Genomic DNA, 15,516 nt, shown 5'->3' on the forward strand with positions numbered 1-15,516 from the left:
TTTATTTAACATTCTTTTAACTAAACCCCATTAAACCTTTGGGGAAATTTGCGGTCAAATAGGCTTTATAAATCAACATAATGAAGAAAATTACACTACTTATTATTTTACTAATTAGTTTTACAGCTGTTGCCCAGCGTAATGCATCTAAAGTTACCCTTACTGGTAAGGTTTTAGAAACAAGCTCTAAACAACCTTTAGAATATGCTACTTTAGTACTTACAAATACTAGCACACAACAAATTATTGGAGGAGTTACAGATGCTAACGGAAGCTTCTCTATAGATGCTTCATCTGGTACATATGACATAAAAATTGAATTTATAGGTTTTAAAACTAAAAGTTTAGGAAATCATGATTTAACTAAAAATAAAAGTTTAGGAACCATTTTGCTGTCTGAAGATACTGAAACGTTGGAAGAAGTTGAAGTTATTGCAGAGAAGTCTACTGTTGAAATACGCTTGGATAAAAAGATATATAACGTTGGGAAAGACATGACAGTAAAAGGAGGTAACGCCTCTGATGTTTTAGATAACGTACCATCAGTAAATGTAGATGCTGAAGGAGCTGTAAGCTTACGCGGTAATGATAACGTACGTATTTTAATTGATGGAAAACCTTCTGCTCTAGTAGGCTTAAGTGGTACAGATGCTTTACGTAACTTACCTGCTGATGCTATAGAAAAAGTAGAAGTTATCACTTCTCCTTCTGCTCGTTACGATGCTGAAGGGACAGCTGGTATTTTAAATATTATTCTTAGAAAAGGAAAAGTAAGAGGTTTTAATGGTTCTCTTAATTTTTCAGTTGGTAACCCTGATTTATATAGAGTAGGCAGTAATTTAAACTACCGCACAAAAAAACTCAATATTTTTTCTAATCTTGGGTACTCTTACAGAAAAGGACCAGGAAATGCTTTTAGTGACTTTACATACTTAACCGACGGTGTTATTGATAGTTTAAGTATTGAAAAAAGAGAATATGACCGAAAAAACAAAAGTTTTAATGGTTCTTTTGGTTTAGAATATTACTTAAACGATAAAAGCTCTCTTACTGGGACAATTTTTTATAGAAATAATGACGGTAAAGATATTGCTACAAACAATACAGATGTTTTTTCTCCTGCTAACGACCCAATCAGAAGTTTAAAGAGGGTAGAAACTGAAAATGAAGATGATATAGACACTCAATATTCATTAAACTACACCAACAATATTGATGACAAGGGACAAAAATTAATCATTGACTTACAGTATAGCGAAAATGAAGAAGATGAACTTGCTAATATTACTAATAACAATATTTTAGCTGAACAAAATAGTCAAGTTACTAAATCTAAAAACAGATTATTACAAATAGACTATGTACTTCCTTTAGGAGAGAAAAGTCAATTAGAATTAGGTCATAAAGCAGATTTACAAGATTTGACTTCTGATTTTAGAGTTCGTGATGAAAATGGGCAACCTTTTGATTTCGATCCTTCCAATGCTATAGATTTTAAACAATATATCTACGCTTATTACGCCCAATATGGTAGTAAAATAGATAAATTCTCATACCTTTTAGGATTACGTGCAGAATATACTGATGTTGATTTAACAGTATTAAATACTGGTGAATTTTCTGATAAAAACTATACTGAATGGTTCCCTACCGTTAATTTAGGATATGAATTCAGTGAAACAGACAATCTAACTTTAGGGTACGCTCGTAGATTACGAAGACCACGTCACTGGTTTTTAAACCCATTCGAAACTCGTAGTTCTGACACCTACGTATTTAAAGGAAATCCAGATTTAAATCCGACATATACTAGTTCTTTCGACTTAGGGTATACTACAAGAGTTAGTAAAGTAACCTTAAACTCTTCATTATACTACCAATTTTCAACTGATTTAATAAGACCTGTTTCTAGAATTGAAACAAGAGATAAAGGAAATGTTTTTGTACGTCAGTTCTTAAACTTAAATGATGAAGATCGTTACGGTTTTGAATTAACAACAAACTATAACCCTGCAAAGTGGGCTCGTTTATCAGCAACCTTTAACTATTTTAAGTTTAGAACAGATGCTTTTGACTACACTTATTCATATACTAACCCTATTAATGGTAATCTTGTAACAGAAACTGAATTTTTACCTGAAGTAAATAGTAGTAGTTGGTTTGCTCGCTTTAACTCAAGAATTACTTTACCCGCAAAAATTGAATGGCAAACACGTATTATGTACCGAGGACCGCAAGATGATGCGCAAGGTAGTAGAGAAGGTATTTTTGTTACCAATTTAGCATTTAGTAAAGATTTATTTAAAGACAAAGCTTCATTAGTGTTAAACGTTAGTGACCTATTTAACGAGCGTAAAAGAAAAAGCTATACGAATACAGCTAGAGTAATGTCTTATCAAGAATTTCAGTGGAGAGAGCGCCAAATTACATTAAGCTTTACTTATAGATTTAATCAAAAGAAAAAGCGTGAACGCTCAGGTCGTAATGGTGACTTTGACGGAGGTGGTGAAGGATTTTAATTCTTAAACATCATAATACATAATAAAAAAGAGAACTATTATAGTTCTCTTTTTTATTTGCACTAAGAATTAAATCAGGTTAAAGTGTTCCCAAATGCTAAGACAAAGCCATGAAAAAACCACGCCATTAGCGTGGTTATTAAAATATATTATATAAAAAGCCTACTTACCTTCCTCAGCAGCTTTCTTAGCTTCTCTTTTTAACTTCATGTTTTCCCAGATAGTTCCACCAATCCAGTAAGGAACTACAAATGTTAATAAGAAAATTAACAGCCAAAATCCAGCTGTAAAAATAAACATGAATAATACCAATCCTGAGAATTCTGAAAAATCTAACATTTGTTTCTTATTAATAATTGTTATGCCACAAAATTATAACTATTTTTCTTTTCCTCCAATAAAATCTGATAAAAATCACTATTAAAAACTATTAGAATTTGTAATTTTGAACATCAATAATTTATAGCCTTTTAAATCATTTAAAATGACAAAATACAGAATCGAAAAAGATACGATGGGACAAGTAGAAGTTCCTGCTGATAAATATTGGGGAGCACAAACCGAGCGTTCTCGTAACAACTTTAAAATTGGTCCTGCTGCCTCTATGCCATTAGAAGTAGTATACGGATTTGCGTACTTAAAAAAAGCAGCAGCTTTCACTAACGCTGAGTTAGGTGTATTAGCAACTGAAAAACGTGACTTAATTGCACAAGTATGTGATGAAATTTTAGCTGGAAAGCACGACGACCAATTCCCGTTAGTAATCTGGCAAACAGGTTCTGGTACGCAGTCGAACATGAATGTAAATGAGGTTATAGCTAACCGTGCTCACGAAATTGCAGGAAATGTAATTGGTGAAGGAGAAAAAACTATCCAACCAAACGACGATGTAAACAAATCGCAATCATCTAACGATACCTTCCCTACTGGTATGCACATTGCAGCTTACAAAAAAGTTGTAGAAGTAACTATTCCTGGAGTAGAACAATTACGCGATACCTTACAAGCAAAAGCAGAAGCTTTTAAAGATGTAGTTAAAATTGGGCGTACACACTTAATGGATGCTACTCCCCTAACCTTAGGTCAAGAGTTTTCTGGATATGTAGCTCAATTAAACTTCGGATTAAAAGCCTTAAAGAATACTTTAGCACATTTAGCACAATTAGCTTTAGGAGGAACTGCCGTAGGTACTGGATTAAACACTCCTGCTGGTTACGATGTGTTAGTAGCTAAATACATTGCTGAATTTACTGGGTTACCATTTGTAACTGCTGAAAATAAATTTGAAGCATTAGCTGCACACGACGCTTTAGTGGAAACACACGGAGCTTTAAAACAATTAGCTGTTTCATTAAATAAAATAGCAAACGATATTCGTTTAATGGCATCAGGACCGCGTTCTGGAATTGGAGAAATCATCATTCCTGCTAACGAACCAGGATCTTCTATCATGCCAGGAAAAGTAAACCCAACACAAGCAGAAGCTATGACTATGGTTTGTGCACAAGTAATGGGTAACGATGTTGCGGTAACTGTAGGTGGTACACAAGGACACTACGAATTAAACGTTTTCAAACCTATGATGGCTGCTAACGTATTACAATCAGCTCAATTAATTGGAGATGCTTGTGTATCGTTTGATGTAAATTGTGCTGCTGGTATAGAACCAAACCAAACAAGAATTACTGAGTTATTAAATAACTCTTTGATGTTGGTTACAGCATTAAATACTAAAATTGGATATTACAAAGCTGCTGAAATTGCCAATACAGCACATGCAAACGGAACCACTTTAAAAGAAGAAGCGGTACGTTTAGGATATGTTACTCCAGAACAATATGACGAATGGGTAAAACCAGAAGACATGACAGGAAGTTTAAAATAATATAAACTTACTTATAGAGATAAAAAAACCACAACAAAATGTTGTGGTTTTTTATTTAACGAACTTTTAAAATAAATTATATCTCTTGATATGTATATGTTTTAGCTATTTTTTTTATTCTTTCAGGAGTAACAATTCCTTTTTGAACTTCATAATCTTCAGCAGTTTTTCTTGGTATATGAATTGCACCGTTAGATAACTTTACGGTGTATCCAAAATGTTCATTTATAAAATGCTCTTTATACGAACCAATATTCTTATCTATTAAACTTGCTTGTTTGGTAATACCAATTACTCCTTTCTTATTTTTTTCTGTCTTTGTCATAATTATTTATTTAAATTTTTAATAGTTTCTTTTTTTACAATTAGCATTCGTGTTACAAACACATAAGTTAAGGTAATACACCATTACGTATATACGCAGTGTATTCTCTATTCAATCAAAAAAATAAAAGGAATGTAGTAAGGATTACTTTTGCTTTTTCAAAGTTTGAAGGTACAAATAACAAATAGCAATACAAAAAGATATACGTTAATTCTATAGAAAAACTTCTATTCTATGGTTATACACAAAGCCTTTAACTACTATCATTTCTGACGATAGCGAGTTTTTATGAGTATCCTCTTAAATCTAAATACCAACAACTAATACTCGAAAAACAAACGCTTAAGAATTTCTTAAAACCAAGTCTAACTTATATTCCTTATTTTTAAAGGTATATAATGTCAAACTTAAACTAACCAAAAAATGACAAACCCCTCACAAAATCAATCTTCATCATGCTGGAACTGCGATGGAGACATTACCCAAGTTACACAACGTTTAAAAGAAATGTTTGTGGAAATGGGTCAAAAAACACGCATTGAAAACGGGCAACAGCCTGCAGAAAGAGCGGTATTTAGAAAACAACACGGTATTGCCTACGGTCGTTTTATTGTAAACAAAGACATCGAAGAAAAATTCAAAATCGGAATTTTTGCTGGTGATACTTACGAATGTGCTGTTCGTTTTTCAAGTGATACTGGGCCAACTTCTCCCGATTTACATTCTACCTTAGGAATCGGTTTAAAACTCTTTGGTGTGGAAGGTCCTAAACTATTAGGTGATGGTACCAATGCCGATTTTATTTTTCAAAACATCGACCGTTTCTTTGCTCGTGATGCACAACAGATGTGTAGCTTTACCACTGCTGGTGTTATTGACCGTGATTATGATTCATACATAGCAAAACACCCTGAATTAGCTAGTATTTTAAAAGCAATGACCAAAGAAGAAGCTAGTGTATTAAGCGCTAGTTACTGGGCAATTCTTCCTTTTAAATTAGGTGATTCACAAATTGTAAAATATCGTTTAGTTCCTGAAGACACTTATAAAGGAACTCCTTTTAACGATAACAATTACTTAGGTATCGATTTACAGCAACGTTTGTTAACCAAAGAAGCGACCTTCCGTTTCGAAATACAATTGCGTACTAACGATGCTACCATGCCGTTAGATGATGCACAAGTAGTTTGGAGCACAGAAGAAAGTCCGTATATATGTATTGCTAAATTACACTTACCTCAACAAGATGTAGCTAGTATTGGTCAAGCAGAGTTTGGAAGTAATTTAGCCTTCAATATTTGGAGAACGCTACCGCAACACGAGCCTTTAGGGTCTATTGCACAAGCAAGAAAAGTGGTTTATGCAGCAAGTGCCGAAGCACGACATCAAGCCAACGGACAGCAATTACAAGAACCTAAAGAAATCAACCCTCATTTTGAAGGGAATACTGATGAAAATAGCGACTGTATTGTAAAAGCAGGCATCTACCCTCCTATTGGTGTCATGCGTGTAGGAAATAGTGAACACGAATATTTTATTGGTCCATTAGTTGACAATCCTGAACCACAAACAGACCCGTATGCGTATCGAGATAAAACAGGAGCCTTAAAAAGACAAGCAGCACAATTTAGAATCTACGGATTCAATGCCGCAGGAAAAGCGGTAAAAGAATTAACGGCTGAAAATGCAACAATTACGTGGCATAGTCATTTAGCCAATCAAAAATCATCTTGGTATCAGTTTAACATTGCCTTAGACATTCCCGAAGCAGCAGATATGCCTCCTTCTATGCTACGAAATATTGATGTAAAAGATCGTAACTCATTATTAATTGATGGTGGCGCAAAGTCTATTACCGGAACCAATGTTACCGAAGGCCCTTTCTTTGAAGGAGAATTTCTTTCGAAAAAAGTATACTTAGGTGAAATGCGTACCGATGAAAAAGGGCGTCTAATCATGTTAGGTGGACACGGAAAATCGGAAAATATCAATGGTGATATAGCCATTACATTTGCCAATAACGAAGGTTGGCACGATGACATTTCTGACGGTCCTGTTACTGCGGAAGTAGAATACGAAGGAACAAAATTAAAAGTAGACCCAGCCTGGGTTATTTGTGCTCCACCAGATTATGCACCGATGCAAAAATCGGTACGTACGATGTGGGATTTAATGCGCGACGTTGCTGTAAAATCTAAAATGTTAGTGCGTCCTACCAGACCATCTTTTACCAAAGATATTTTACCAATCTTTCAACGTATGACCGATTTGCAATGGGTTAATGCTGGTTTTGCTGGAGCCTTTGGTTTTGGAGGTCAGTTTAATTATACTACTAACGAATGGATAAAACGATTAGGAAACCCATCGCCTGCCTATATGGAAATGCGAAGAACGATTTCTAACAACTTCCGTCGTTTTGATGTGTCGGGAGCAGAAGCTCCACAGTTATGGCCTTGGTTGTATGGTGATGCAATCAGCATTCCTTCTACGGGTTCTGTTCGACAACATGCTACCTTATCAGATTTACAATTAGAATTTTTAGATCAATGGGTACAAGGTGATTTTGAAGCTGATTATGTAGACATGACTGGATGTCCTCACATTCCAAAACTACCCACAATAGACGAACTTCCTGTTTCAGAACAACCAGATATGTTAACTAAAGCAGCTATGGAGTTCTGTTTAGCTGATGCTTTTCACCCTGGTTGTGAAATGACATGGCCTATGCGTTCTTCTGGTATGTACATGGCTCCTTTTAGAATTAAACATGCTCCTAAAACACCGCCTGTAAACACCACGTATTATGGTCCAATGATGAATAACGATATATTACCATTAGCAAAAGGTCCTATTTTGGGCGGACAAGTCGCTGGGGGTATTACTCGTTGGATGGCAATTCCTTGGCAAACTGATACAGCTAGTTGTAGAGATGGATATACAAGTGAATACGATCCGTATTTACCTACGTTTTGGCCTGCTAGAGTACCAAACAACGTTTTAAATGAAAAACGTTATAAAGAAACAATGGATTCGAATTTATCTGAAGAAACCCGTATTCAAGCCTTTAATTTCCGTTCAGATTGGTTAGATAATCTTCCCTTAGATGGTGAAGCGCCAACCTATACGAATCAAATTAATAGTATGATTAAGTATTTTGATAAGTTAGCTGTGGTTCAAAAGCGTCCAGGAGTTCAGCATGACCCAAATTTTCCTGAAGAAATGCAGGTGGGTATTACTCCTACTCCAGAACAAGAGGCAACATTATTAAAAGCTACCATACAAGAATTACAAGGTGTTTTAACCGCTAAACATGCGTTAAAGAAAGGTCTTCAAAATACAATAGATGCAGCCGTAGATAAACTATCACACGATAATTTATTAAACGAGCAGTTTGTATTGGAAGATGCTCAACGTAGTTTATTAACTTTAACAGAAGATGAACTAGCAAAAGACTTTAAAGCAACACCAAATGTTATTAAAACCATACATTTAATTGCTTCTAAGTTACATCATATGAAACAGTCTGATTCACATCAAGAAGCAACTCCTAAAAGAGTTGAAGTTGGTATTCCTGAGAAGATGACTCGTTTTTCAAGATATATTCCTAAATAATATACGAATTGAAAGAATATAATAGTACTACTGACATACTAATTATAGGTGGTGGCATTGCAGGTTGCATTGCCGCCATTTCTTTAGTTAATCATTATAATGTTACATTGCTGGATAAACTAGTTGAACCTGTTGATAGAATTGGAGAATCGCTAGCGCCTGCAGCACAACGAATTTTAAAAGAGTTAGATTTATTAGAAAATGAATCGGATACTGTAAAGCAAACCATATTTCGTAATAATTTAGGAATGCAATCCTACTGGGGAAGTAATCAACTTCAATTTGTTGACCATATGAGGAACCCCGATGGCTTCTCTAGAAGTTTGGACAGAAAGAACTTTGAAGTATATCTAAGAAAGATTGCTTCTGAAAGAGGTGTTAACTGTATTTGGGGAACACGACTTTCTAATAGCTCTTATGAAGGTAATTACTGGAAAGTAACCACAAAGTCTGATGATTTAAAAAACAGAATCACACATACTATTCAGGCAAAATTCGTAATTGACGCCACTGGTAGACAGTCACATTTCACCAAAAGCTTAGGTATTCAACGTACATCGTATGATAAGTTAATATCTTGCTGGATGAGCTTACCTAATACTCAAGAAAATACCATGAGTACCATTGCTGCTGATGAATTAGGTTGGTGGTATAGTGCTGTAGTTCCCGATAATAAAAGGGTCATCGCCTTTCAAACGGATGCTGATTTAGTAGATAAAAATACGTTTAAACATTTAGATGCTTTTTTAGCTTTTACCAAACAACACGAACTAATTGCTTCTTTGGTTGAAGGTAACAAAACTAACATTAGCTTTCATGGTACGGTAAGTGCTAACTCTACTCGTTTAGAACATGTAACAGGTAAACAATGGGTTGCTTTGGGTGATGCAGCTATGAGTTTTGATCCACTTTCTTCTCAAGGAATGTTTAACGCTATGGCAAATGCTATGCAGCTTCAAAAGCTACTTATTAACTATGATTTCATTAGGGATTTAGATTCCGTTAAGGAAGAGCAATTCAATAAATTATATGAAAATCAACTACAACAAATTTGGAATCATTATATAAAGCATAAAAACTTTTTCTACAGTACTGAAACTAGATGGAAAGAGGCTACTTTTTGGAAAAGACGTGGTATTAGCTGATTATTTCCTAGCTTTTAGAACCAAGAAAAAAGACCGCTTTGCTGTTAGAGCAAAGATTTAGCTGTTTGGTTTTAGCTCCGCTACACCTTTTGGTTTCCAATCGTTACCTTCTTCCTATTAGTAACTATGATTTCAGGTAAAACATGCCAACAACTAACAACTAACAACTAACAACTAACAACTAACAACTAACAAAAATAAAACCTCCCCAGTAACTCAATAGACTGGAGAGGCTTTTTTGTAAAGTCAATCTTAAAAACTTTACTTTAAGCTGTTTTTCATAAAGTCTTCTACTTCTTGCTTCGCTTTAATAGCTTCAACTTCATTAAATGTTTTTCCTTCTCCTCTTAATAAGTAAGCATTGAACACGTGACTTATATACAATGGTGATTTATTATTAGTTGAAAAGTTTACCGCGTTATGGCAGCTAAAACAGTTTGCTAAATTGTCTGCTTCAATATCTTTTAAACTGCTTTTAAAAGTTTGCGTATATGTTTCCATGGTAACATTAGCACAGTTTACTGATCCTCTTGCTACCGAAGTAGTATCTGGTGTTGCATTTCCTATGTTTCCGCCTAAACTATTTATTTTCGCAGTTTGCTGTTCAGGAGTCATTCCGTCAGTATCAATCCATAGAGAACCATTATAAAAATAGTTTTTCCATACATCAGTTAAGTTTTCTTTTACACAAATATTAAGATTTTCAATATTATCAAAATTTATAGGTTCTGATTGGCTTGTCTTCATAAAGTTTCCTACGCTGTCTCTTGGAACTCCATACTTAAATAAATCATACGCTTTGTAAGGTAACTTTGCACTACCATTACTCCATACAATTCCATCAATTCCTTTAGTAGTACCTTCAGCAAATAATAATTTATTAGTAGATGAAGATGCGTTATTATCTTTCCAATCGTAGTTTGGTGCTAAATCGTCATGTTCAAACGTAGCCCAAATAAATTCTGGATGATTCTCTACAATACCTACAACATGCATTCCTAATAAAGCTACCTCAGTATTCGTATATGTTTCTCCATCTCTACTTAAAGCCGCTACTGTAGTATAATAATTACCTATCTCTTCTTCAGCAATAGCAGTTACTGGTGTCCATGATACTTTTAACTCTAAAGAACCTACAGGAAAAGATGCTTGGTTATTTCCACTTAAAGTTCCGCTAACTATAGAATCTCTATACTTTCTTGATGATTCTTTCATTGTAGGGCTTACGTGAATTGAGTAAAATACTGTTTCTGAAACTCCATCTTCGTTATAAGCAGGATTTGTTTTTAAAGTTCCGCCCGATCCTGCCTGAGCGGTATCTATTAAAACTAAAGCAGCTCCTTCTTTTTGTTTTACATCTTGCATATGAGCCGTTACTTGATGCATTTTCTTTGGGTTTAAAAACAATGGTAGTGTTTCTCCCACATACAAAGGAACTTCTTTCCCATCCTGTTTTACTACTAGTTTTTCTATTACATGTTCTGGTTTTGTAAGCCATAAAAACTTTTGCCAAGACCATTGGTGAAAAATTGCATTGGTTGTGCTCGATACATCAAACGGACTTCCTTTTCCTTCTGCAGGCGCTGGGGTTTGTGTGTGAGGGAACCAATCACTTTCACATAAACTTTTGGTGGCTGTTTTGTTGTAAGCTACTTCTTCTACTTGCTCTACAGCATCATTTTCTTTTTTCTTCTTTTTACAAGAATTAAAAAATACAACACCCATTACAAGCATTGCATTTAAAATAAGTTTGGTTGTTAATTTCATGATTGATTAGTTTTTTATAATAGTTACAAATTAGGGAATATTTTACTAGCCTGTTAAAAAAGATGTCATAAACCCATAAATTACAGTTATAAAAAGCTGTTTTTTGATACCAAGTGTATATTACCTTTATATACTAACCTTAAAAAGTGTTTTATTTACTAAATTGAACCAAAGAAAAGGCTTAATTTTGTTTCCCTTTTTTTGATAAAAAATTAAATAATGAATACACACGAAGAATATATGAGTGAAGCTGTAAAAGCAGCTTTAAAAGGAATGCAGAACAACGAAGGAGGTCCTTTTGGTTGTATTGTAGTAAAAGATGGAGAAGTTATTGGACGCGGAAACAACAAAGTTACCTCTACCAACGACCCAACAGCTCACGCAGAAGTAACTGCTATTCGTGATGCTTGTAAAAATATAGGTTCTTTTCAATTAGATGGATGTGTGGTTTATACCTCTTGCGAACCTTGCCCTATGTGTTTAGGTGCTATTTATTGGGCGCGTCCTGATAAAGTTTTTTACGGTAGTAACCAACAAGATGCTGCTAATATTGGTTTTGATGATGAATTTATATACAAAGAAATTCCGTTACCATACGAAAAGAGAAGTATTCCGTTTGAGCAAATAGGACGTGATATTGCCTTAGAACCTTTTCAGAAATGGTCTGAAAAAGAAGATAAGATTGAGTATTAGAGTAAATAACCTCAGGGTAAACCTGTGGAATAATATAATATACCCTTTGTAGTTTTTACAAAGGGTTTCTTTTTTATTACACTTAAGAGTCTAATACTTTTTTAGCCTCTTTATATTCTTCCTTGGTTATTTCTCCTTTTGCAAAACGTCTTTTAAGGACTTCTAACGGAGATTCTTTTTTTGTTACTTGGAATAAAGAACTGTAAAACAAGAAAAAGAATACTCCTATTACTATCCAAACAATCCACCATACAAAGTGCATTCCCAAAAAATGACCGTCGTGATAATGCATAACTATTTAGTTTTTATATTAAAGCAATACTAAGTTACGGAATTATACAACTGAATACCAGTAAAATACAATTTTAATTATACATTTTGCAACATGTCTTTTCCTTTTCAGTCTTTAGTGTAAAATAAAAATTAATATGAGACTATTTATAATACTTATATCGCTATGCATTTGTTCCACATCCTTCAGTCAAAGAACAAAAGACTTAAAGACTTTTTAAGCATCATTCCGTAGTAACAAGTAAAGACACTATTAACTATCATACATACACTAAGAAAGATATTAAATCTACCAATGTTCTTCTCTTATACGTTCAAGGTTCCAAAGCAATGTCACTATATCAAACAATGAAAGAAAATGGAAAGACGTATGTTGGTACGACATTGCCTCTTGATTTTAACCTATTACCCGATAATTATCTGTTTGTTGTCATATCTAAAAAAGGATTTCCTTTCTTAACAAAAATGGATGAGGATTTTCCTGTTCCTAAATCGTATTATGAAAACCAAACATTAGCCTACCGAACGTACCAAGCCAACCAAGTAATTAACAGTGTAACTAAAAAGTATCCAAATCAATTCAAAAAAGTTATTGCCCTTGGACATTCTGAAGGTAGTGATGTTGTTGCCAAATTAGGAACCGTAAATACTAGTATAACTCATTTCGGTTATTTGTCTGGTGGAGGAAACACGCAGCTTATTGACTTTATTACATTTACTAGAAAAAAAGTAGCAAAAGGCTTAATTAGTGAAAAAGAAGCACAAAGAGAGATTAATTCAATATTAGAAGATTTCAAAAAAATAATGGCAACCCCAAATGCTACCAACAAATTTTGGGCAGGTAAAAACAATAGTTATAAAAGATGGAGTTCTTTTTCAGAGCCTCCTATTGATAATTTATTAAAAATTTCAAAGCCTTTATTTGTAGCTATTGGAACAAAAGATCAGGCTGTGGCTCCTGAATCCGCTTACCTTATTCCAATAGAGTTTATTAGAAAACAAAAGAACAATTTAACATTCAAAGCCTACTCAGGTTTAGACCATGGATTTGGAAAAGAACTAGAAAATGGAAAATATGAAAAGCATTGGAACACTGTTTTTAAAGATTTTCTGAACTGGCTAAACGACAAATAAAAAGATATATAAGTCTTATTCCTCTATCCTTTTTAAAAGAATTAGGCTCTTATTTTTTATACTCTCGGTTTATCTTGTTTTCAAGTTCAATTTTCAATAATTTAGTTTTTTAATATCCCACTATTAATCTTAATTAAAAAGCTATGCAATTAACACAAGAAGAAATTAAGGAATTAGAAAAACAATTAAGCTGTCCTGATGGTAAATTAGGCGTTGAAGTTGGAAAGAACATGAACGAGACTAATATTAACATGACTTTAAGTACTATTGATTCTTTAGAGTTGAAAGACAATGATTCTGTATTAGAGCTTGGTCATGGTAATTGCGGACATTTACAAAAGTTATTAGCCACAGCTAACAATATAGATTACTTTGGGTTAGAAATTTCTAAAACAATGCACGAGGAAGCTAAAGCTATTAATACAGCTACACAAGCTGAGTTTTCTTTATATGACGGAGAAACAATTCCGTTTAAAAACAATTCTTTTAATCGTGTTATGAGTGTAAATACAATTTACTTTTGGTCTAACCCCAAAAAACTGATAACTGAAATTGAACGTGTTTTAAAACCTAATGGTGTATGCATTTTAACCTATGCCAATAAAGAGTTTATGAAAAACTTACCTTTTGTAGGTGATAAGTTTCAGCTTTTTGGCACAAAAGAAATGGAAACACTTGTTAGTGCTTCTCTCTTAAAAATTGACGAGCTTATCCATAAAACTGAACAAGTTACAAGTAAAACAGGTGATTCTGTAGAACGAACCTATACCCTAGCCAAATTAAAAAAGGAATAATTCACTTTTTTTGAACCCATTTAAATGAAAGAAGCCTTAATCACATCAATTTCAAAATACATCAAGTTAACTTCAGAAGAAGAAAGCATCATTAAAAGCTTTTGGACTGAAAAAACTCTTGAAAAAGGAGCATATCTTCTAAGAAATGGTGATGTATGTAGAACCGATAATTTTGTAATTAATGGAACTCTTAAAGCCTTTTATATAAACGCTGCTACAGGAACTGAAGAAGTTTTATACTTTGCTATAGAAAACTGGTGGGCAACTGATATTGATAGCTTTCAAAAGCAACAACCTTCTATTTACAATATTCAAGCAATAGAAAAAACCAACTTGTTACAAATACGTTATGATTCTTTTCAGGAAATGCTGAAACAAGTACCTAAATTGGAGCGTTTTTTTAGAATTATACTCGAAAAGTATCTTGGTAGCTTGCAAAGAAGAATAATTCACAACAATGTGTATGATGCAGAACAACGGTATCTTGATTTTATAAAAGACTACCCCAAAATAGCAGACAAAGTTCCTCAATACTTAATTGCTTCGTACTTAGGTGTAACTCCTGAGTTTTTAAGTAGAGTTCGTAAAAAACACAAGTCATCTTAAACTAGGTCAATTTTTTTTACTTTTTCTACAACGAACTTTGCCATATCATGTAAACTATATCAAGATATGAACAAAGTACTTATTATCAATGCTAGTGTAAGAAACCAAAAATCGCACAGCAGAAAACTAACACAACTTTTTGTAGATAACTGGCAACAAAAGCATCCTAACGATACGTTTTCGTACCGAGAGATTGGATTAAAAGAAATACCTCACATTAACGAAAAATGGATTGCTAGTGCCTTTATTAAGCCTGAAGAAAGAACAGCAGAAAATCAATCAGGAGTCGCTTTGAGCAATGACCTAATTAAAGAGTTTAAAGAGCACGATGTATATGTTCTTGGAACACCTATGTACAATTGGTCTATACCTAGCGGATTAAAAGCTTACATAGATCAACTTATGAGAATTAATGAGACATGGAAATTCCGCTCAGGTACACCCGATGGTGATTATGTAGGTCTTTTGAAAAACAAAAAAATGTTTATCCTATCAAGCCGAGGTGATACTGGCTATGGTGAAAATGAAAAAAACGAGCATATGAACTTCCAAACTACCTATTTAAAGTTTGTTTTTGGAATTATGGGTATTAAAGATATTACCATTATTTCTTTAGATAATGAGGAGTTTGGAGGGGCTATTTTTGAAAACTCTAAAAAGAAGATATATCAAGAAATTGAAGCTATTTAACCCACCATCAAAATGCTGTTTACATTTATCTAAACAGCATTTTTTTATAGTCTCT

13 protein-coding genes are annotated in these 15,516 nt (G+C 33.7%); 9 read left to right on the top strand and 4 right to left on the bottom strand.

All coding sequences use genetic code 11. The annotated features are described in order from the left end of the window. The first annotated feature begins 80 nt into the window (after nt 1-80). On the top strand, nt 81-2,519 hold the full coding sequence (locus tag ACKTTR_RS08940) for a TonB-dependent receptor domain-containing protein (protein WP_408027514.1): 2,439 nt from the start codon (nt 81-83) through the stop codon (nt 2,517-2,519). Between the two features lie 162 nt (nt 2,520-2,681). Here ACKTTR_RS08940 and ACKTTR_RS08945 read toward each other — a convergent pair whose 3' ends face one another. Continuing rightward, nucleotides 2,682-2,858 carry a hypothetical protein gene (locus tag ACKTTR_RS08945; protein WP_164505156.1) on the bottom strand — a complete coding sequence of 59 codons (177 nt, stop codon included), beginning with the start codon at nt 2,856-2,858 and terminating at the stop codon, nt 2,682-2,684. 145 nt (nt 2,859-3,003) lie between these two features. On the opposite strand from ACKTTR_RS08945, the gene fumC reads away from it, so the two are divergent. Continuing rightward, nucleotides 3,004-4,404 (top strand): class II fumarate hydratase, encoded by a 1,401-nt coding sequence (fumC, locus tag ACKTTR_RS08950; RefSeq protein WP_408027515.1) that lies wholly within the window; start codon nt 3,004-3,006, stop codon nt 4,402-4,404. A gap of 76 nt (nt 4,405-4,480) precedes the next feature. Here the strand turns inward: fumC and ACKTTR_RS08955 are convergent, their stop codons facing one another. After that, the gene (locus tag ACKTTR_RS08955; RefSeq protein WP_408027516.1) at nt 4,481-4,729 is read right to left on the bottom strand and encodes a hypothetical protein; all 249 of its coding nucleotides are present in this window, start codon (nt 4,727-4,729) and stop codon (nt 4,481-4,483) included. Between the two features lie 423 nt (nt 4,730-5,152). On the opposite strand from ACKTTR_RS08955, the gene ACKTTR_RS08960 reads away from it, so the two are divergent. After that, nucleotides 5,153-8,341 (top strand): LodA/GoxA family CTQ-dependent oxidase, encoded by a 3,189-nt coding sequence (locus tag ACKTTR_RS08960; RefSeq protein ID WP_408027517.1) that lies wholly within the window; start codon nt 5,153-5,155, stop codon nt 8,339-8,341. Nucleotides 8,342-8,349: 8 nt separating this feature from the next. Then, nucleotides 8,350-9,486 (top strand): NAD(P)/FAD-dependent oxidoreductase, encoded by a 1,137-nt coding sequence (locus ACKTTR_RS08965; protein ID WP_408027518.1) that lies wholly within the window; start codon nt 8,350-8,352, stop codon nt 9,484-9,486. Nucleotides 9,487-9,747: 261 nt separating this feature from the next. On the opposite strand, the gene ACKTTR_RS08970 is transcribed toward ACKTTR_RS08965, so the two are convergent. Further along, nucleotides 9,748-11,253, bottom strand: a complete 1,506-nt coding sequence (locus ACKTTR_RS08970; protein ID WP_408027519.1) for a hypothetical protein — start codon at nt 11,251-11,253, stop codon at nt 9,748-9,750. 219 nt (nt 11,254-11,472) lie between these two features. Between ACKTTR_RS08970 and ACKTTR_RS08975 the strand changes: the two genes are divergently transcribed. Beyond that, a complete protein-coding gene (locus ACKTTR_RS08975; RefSeq protein WP_408027520.1) occupies nt 11,473-11,946 on the top strand; it encodes a nucleoside deaminase in 474 nt (157 codons plus the stop codon). An 82-nt stretch (nt 11,947-12,028) separates the two neighbouring features. Here the strand turns inward: ACKTTR_RS08975 and ACKTTR_RS08980 are convergent, their stop codons facing one another. Next, on the bottom strand, nt 12,029-12,238 hold the full coding sequence (locus tag ACKTTR_RS08980) for an SHOCT domain-containing protein (protein WP_408027521.1): 210 nt from the start codon (nt 12,236-12,238) through the stop codon (nt 12,029-12,031). Nucleotides 12,239-12,585: 347 nt separating this feature from the next. On the opposite strand from ACKTTR_RS08980, the gene ACKTTR_RS08985 reads away from it, so the two are divergent. From ACKTTR_RS08985 to ACKTTR_RS09000, 4 genes are all read left to right on the top strand, one after another. After that, the gene (locus ACKTTR_RS08985; protein WP_408027522.1) at nt 12,586-13,371 is read left to right on the top strand and encodes a dienelactone hydrolase family protein; all 786 of its coding nucleotides are present in this window, start codon (nt 12,586-12,588) and stop codon (nt 13,369-13,371) included. A gap of 143 nt (nt 13,372-13,514) precedes the next feature. Further along, entirely contained in the window at nt 13,515-14,165 is a 651-nt protein-coding gene (locus ACKTTR_RS08990; RefSeq protein ID WP_408027523.1) for a class I SAM-dependent methyltransferase, read from the top strand. Nucleotides 14,166-14,189: 24 nt separating this feature from the next. Next, nucleotides 14,190-14,771, top strand: a complete 582-nt coding sequence (locus tag ACKTTR_RS08995) for a Crp/Fnr family transcriptional regulator (RefSeq protein WP_408027524.1) — start codon at nt 14,190-14,192, stop codon at nt 14,769-14,771. Between the two features lie 66 nt (nt 14,772-14,837). Next, nucleotides 14,838-15,461 carry an FMN-dependent NADH-azoreductase gene (locus ACKTTR_RS09000; RefSeq protein ID WP_408027525.1) on the top strand — a complete coding sequence of 208 codons (624 nt, stop codon included), beginning with the start codon at nt 14,838-14,840 and terminating at the stop codon, nt 15,459-15,461. The last annotated feature ends 55 nt before the right edge of the window (nt 15,462-15,516 follow it).

The organism is Tenacibaculum litoreum, from assembly GCF_964513915.1.
GTDB classification, from domain to species: domain Bacteria; phylum Bacteroidota; class Bacteroidia; order Flavobacteriales; family Flavobacteriaceae; genus Polaribacter; species Polaribacter litoreum.

Bases quoted from the DNA above. Each gene is read 5' to 3' on its own strand.
- ACKTTR_RS08940 (WP_408027514.1), top strand. From the start codon at position 81: ATGAAGAAAATTACACTACTTATTATTTTACTAATTAGTTTTACAGCT.
- ACKTTR_RS08945 (WP_164505156.1), bottom strand. From the start codon at position 2,858: ATGTTAGATTTTTCAGAATTCTCAGGATTGGTATTATTCATGTTTATT.
- fumC (WP_408027515.1), top strand. From the start codon at position 3,004: ATGACAAAATACAGAATCGAAAAAGATACGATGGGACAAGTAGAAGTT.
- ACKTTR_RS08955 (WP_408027516.1), bottom strand. From the start codon at position 4,729: ATGACAAAGACAGAAAAAAATAAGAAAGGAGTAATTGGTATTACCAAA.
- ACKTTR_RS08960 (WP_408027517.1), top strand. From the start codon at position 5,153: ATGACAAACCCCTCACAAAATCAATCTTCATCATGCTGGAACTGCGAT.
- ACKTTR_RS08970 (WP_408027519.1), bottom strand. From the start codon at position 11,253: ATGAAATTAACAACCAAACTTATTTTAAATGCAATGCTTGTAATGGGT.
- ACKTTR_RS08975 (WP_408027520.1), top strand. From the start codon at position 11,473: ATGAATACACACGAAGAATATATGAGTGAAGCTGTAAAAGCAGCTTTA.
- ACKTTR_RS08980 (WP_408027521.1), bottom strand. From the start codon at position 12,238: ATGCATTATCACGACGGTCATTTTTTGGGAATGCACTTTGTATGGTGG.
- ACKTTR_RS08985 (WP_408027522.1), top strand. From the start codon at position 12,586: ATGAAAGAAAATGGAAAGACGTATGTTGGTACGACATTGCCTCTTGAT.
- ACKTTR_RS08990 (WP_408027523.1), top strand. From the start codon at position 13,515: ATGCAATTAACACAAGAAGAAATTAAGGAATTAGAAAAACAATTAAGC.
- ACKTTR_RS08995 (WP_408027524.1), top strand. From the start codon at position 14,190: ATGAAAGAAGCCTTAATCACATCAATTTCAAAATACATCAAGTTAACT.
- ACKTTR_RS09000 (WP_408027525.1), top strand. From the start codon at position 14,838: ATGAACAAAGTACTTATTATCAATGCTAGTGTAAGAAACCAAAAATCG.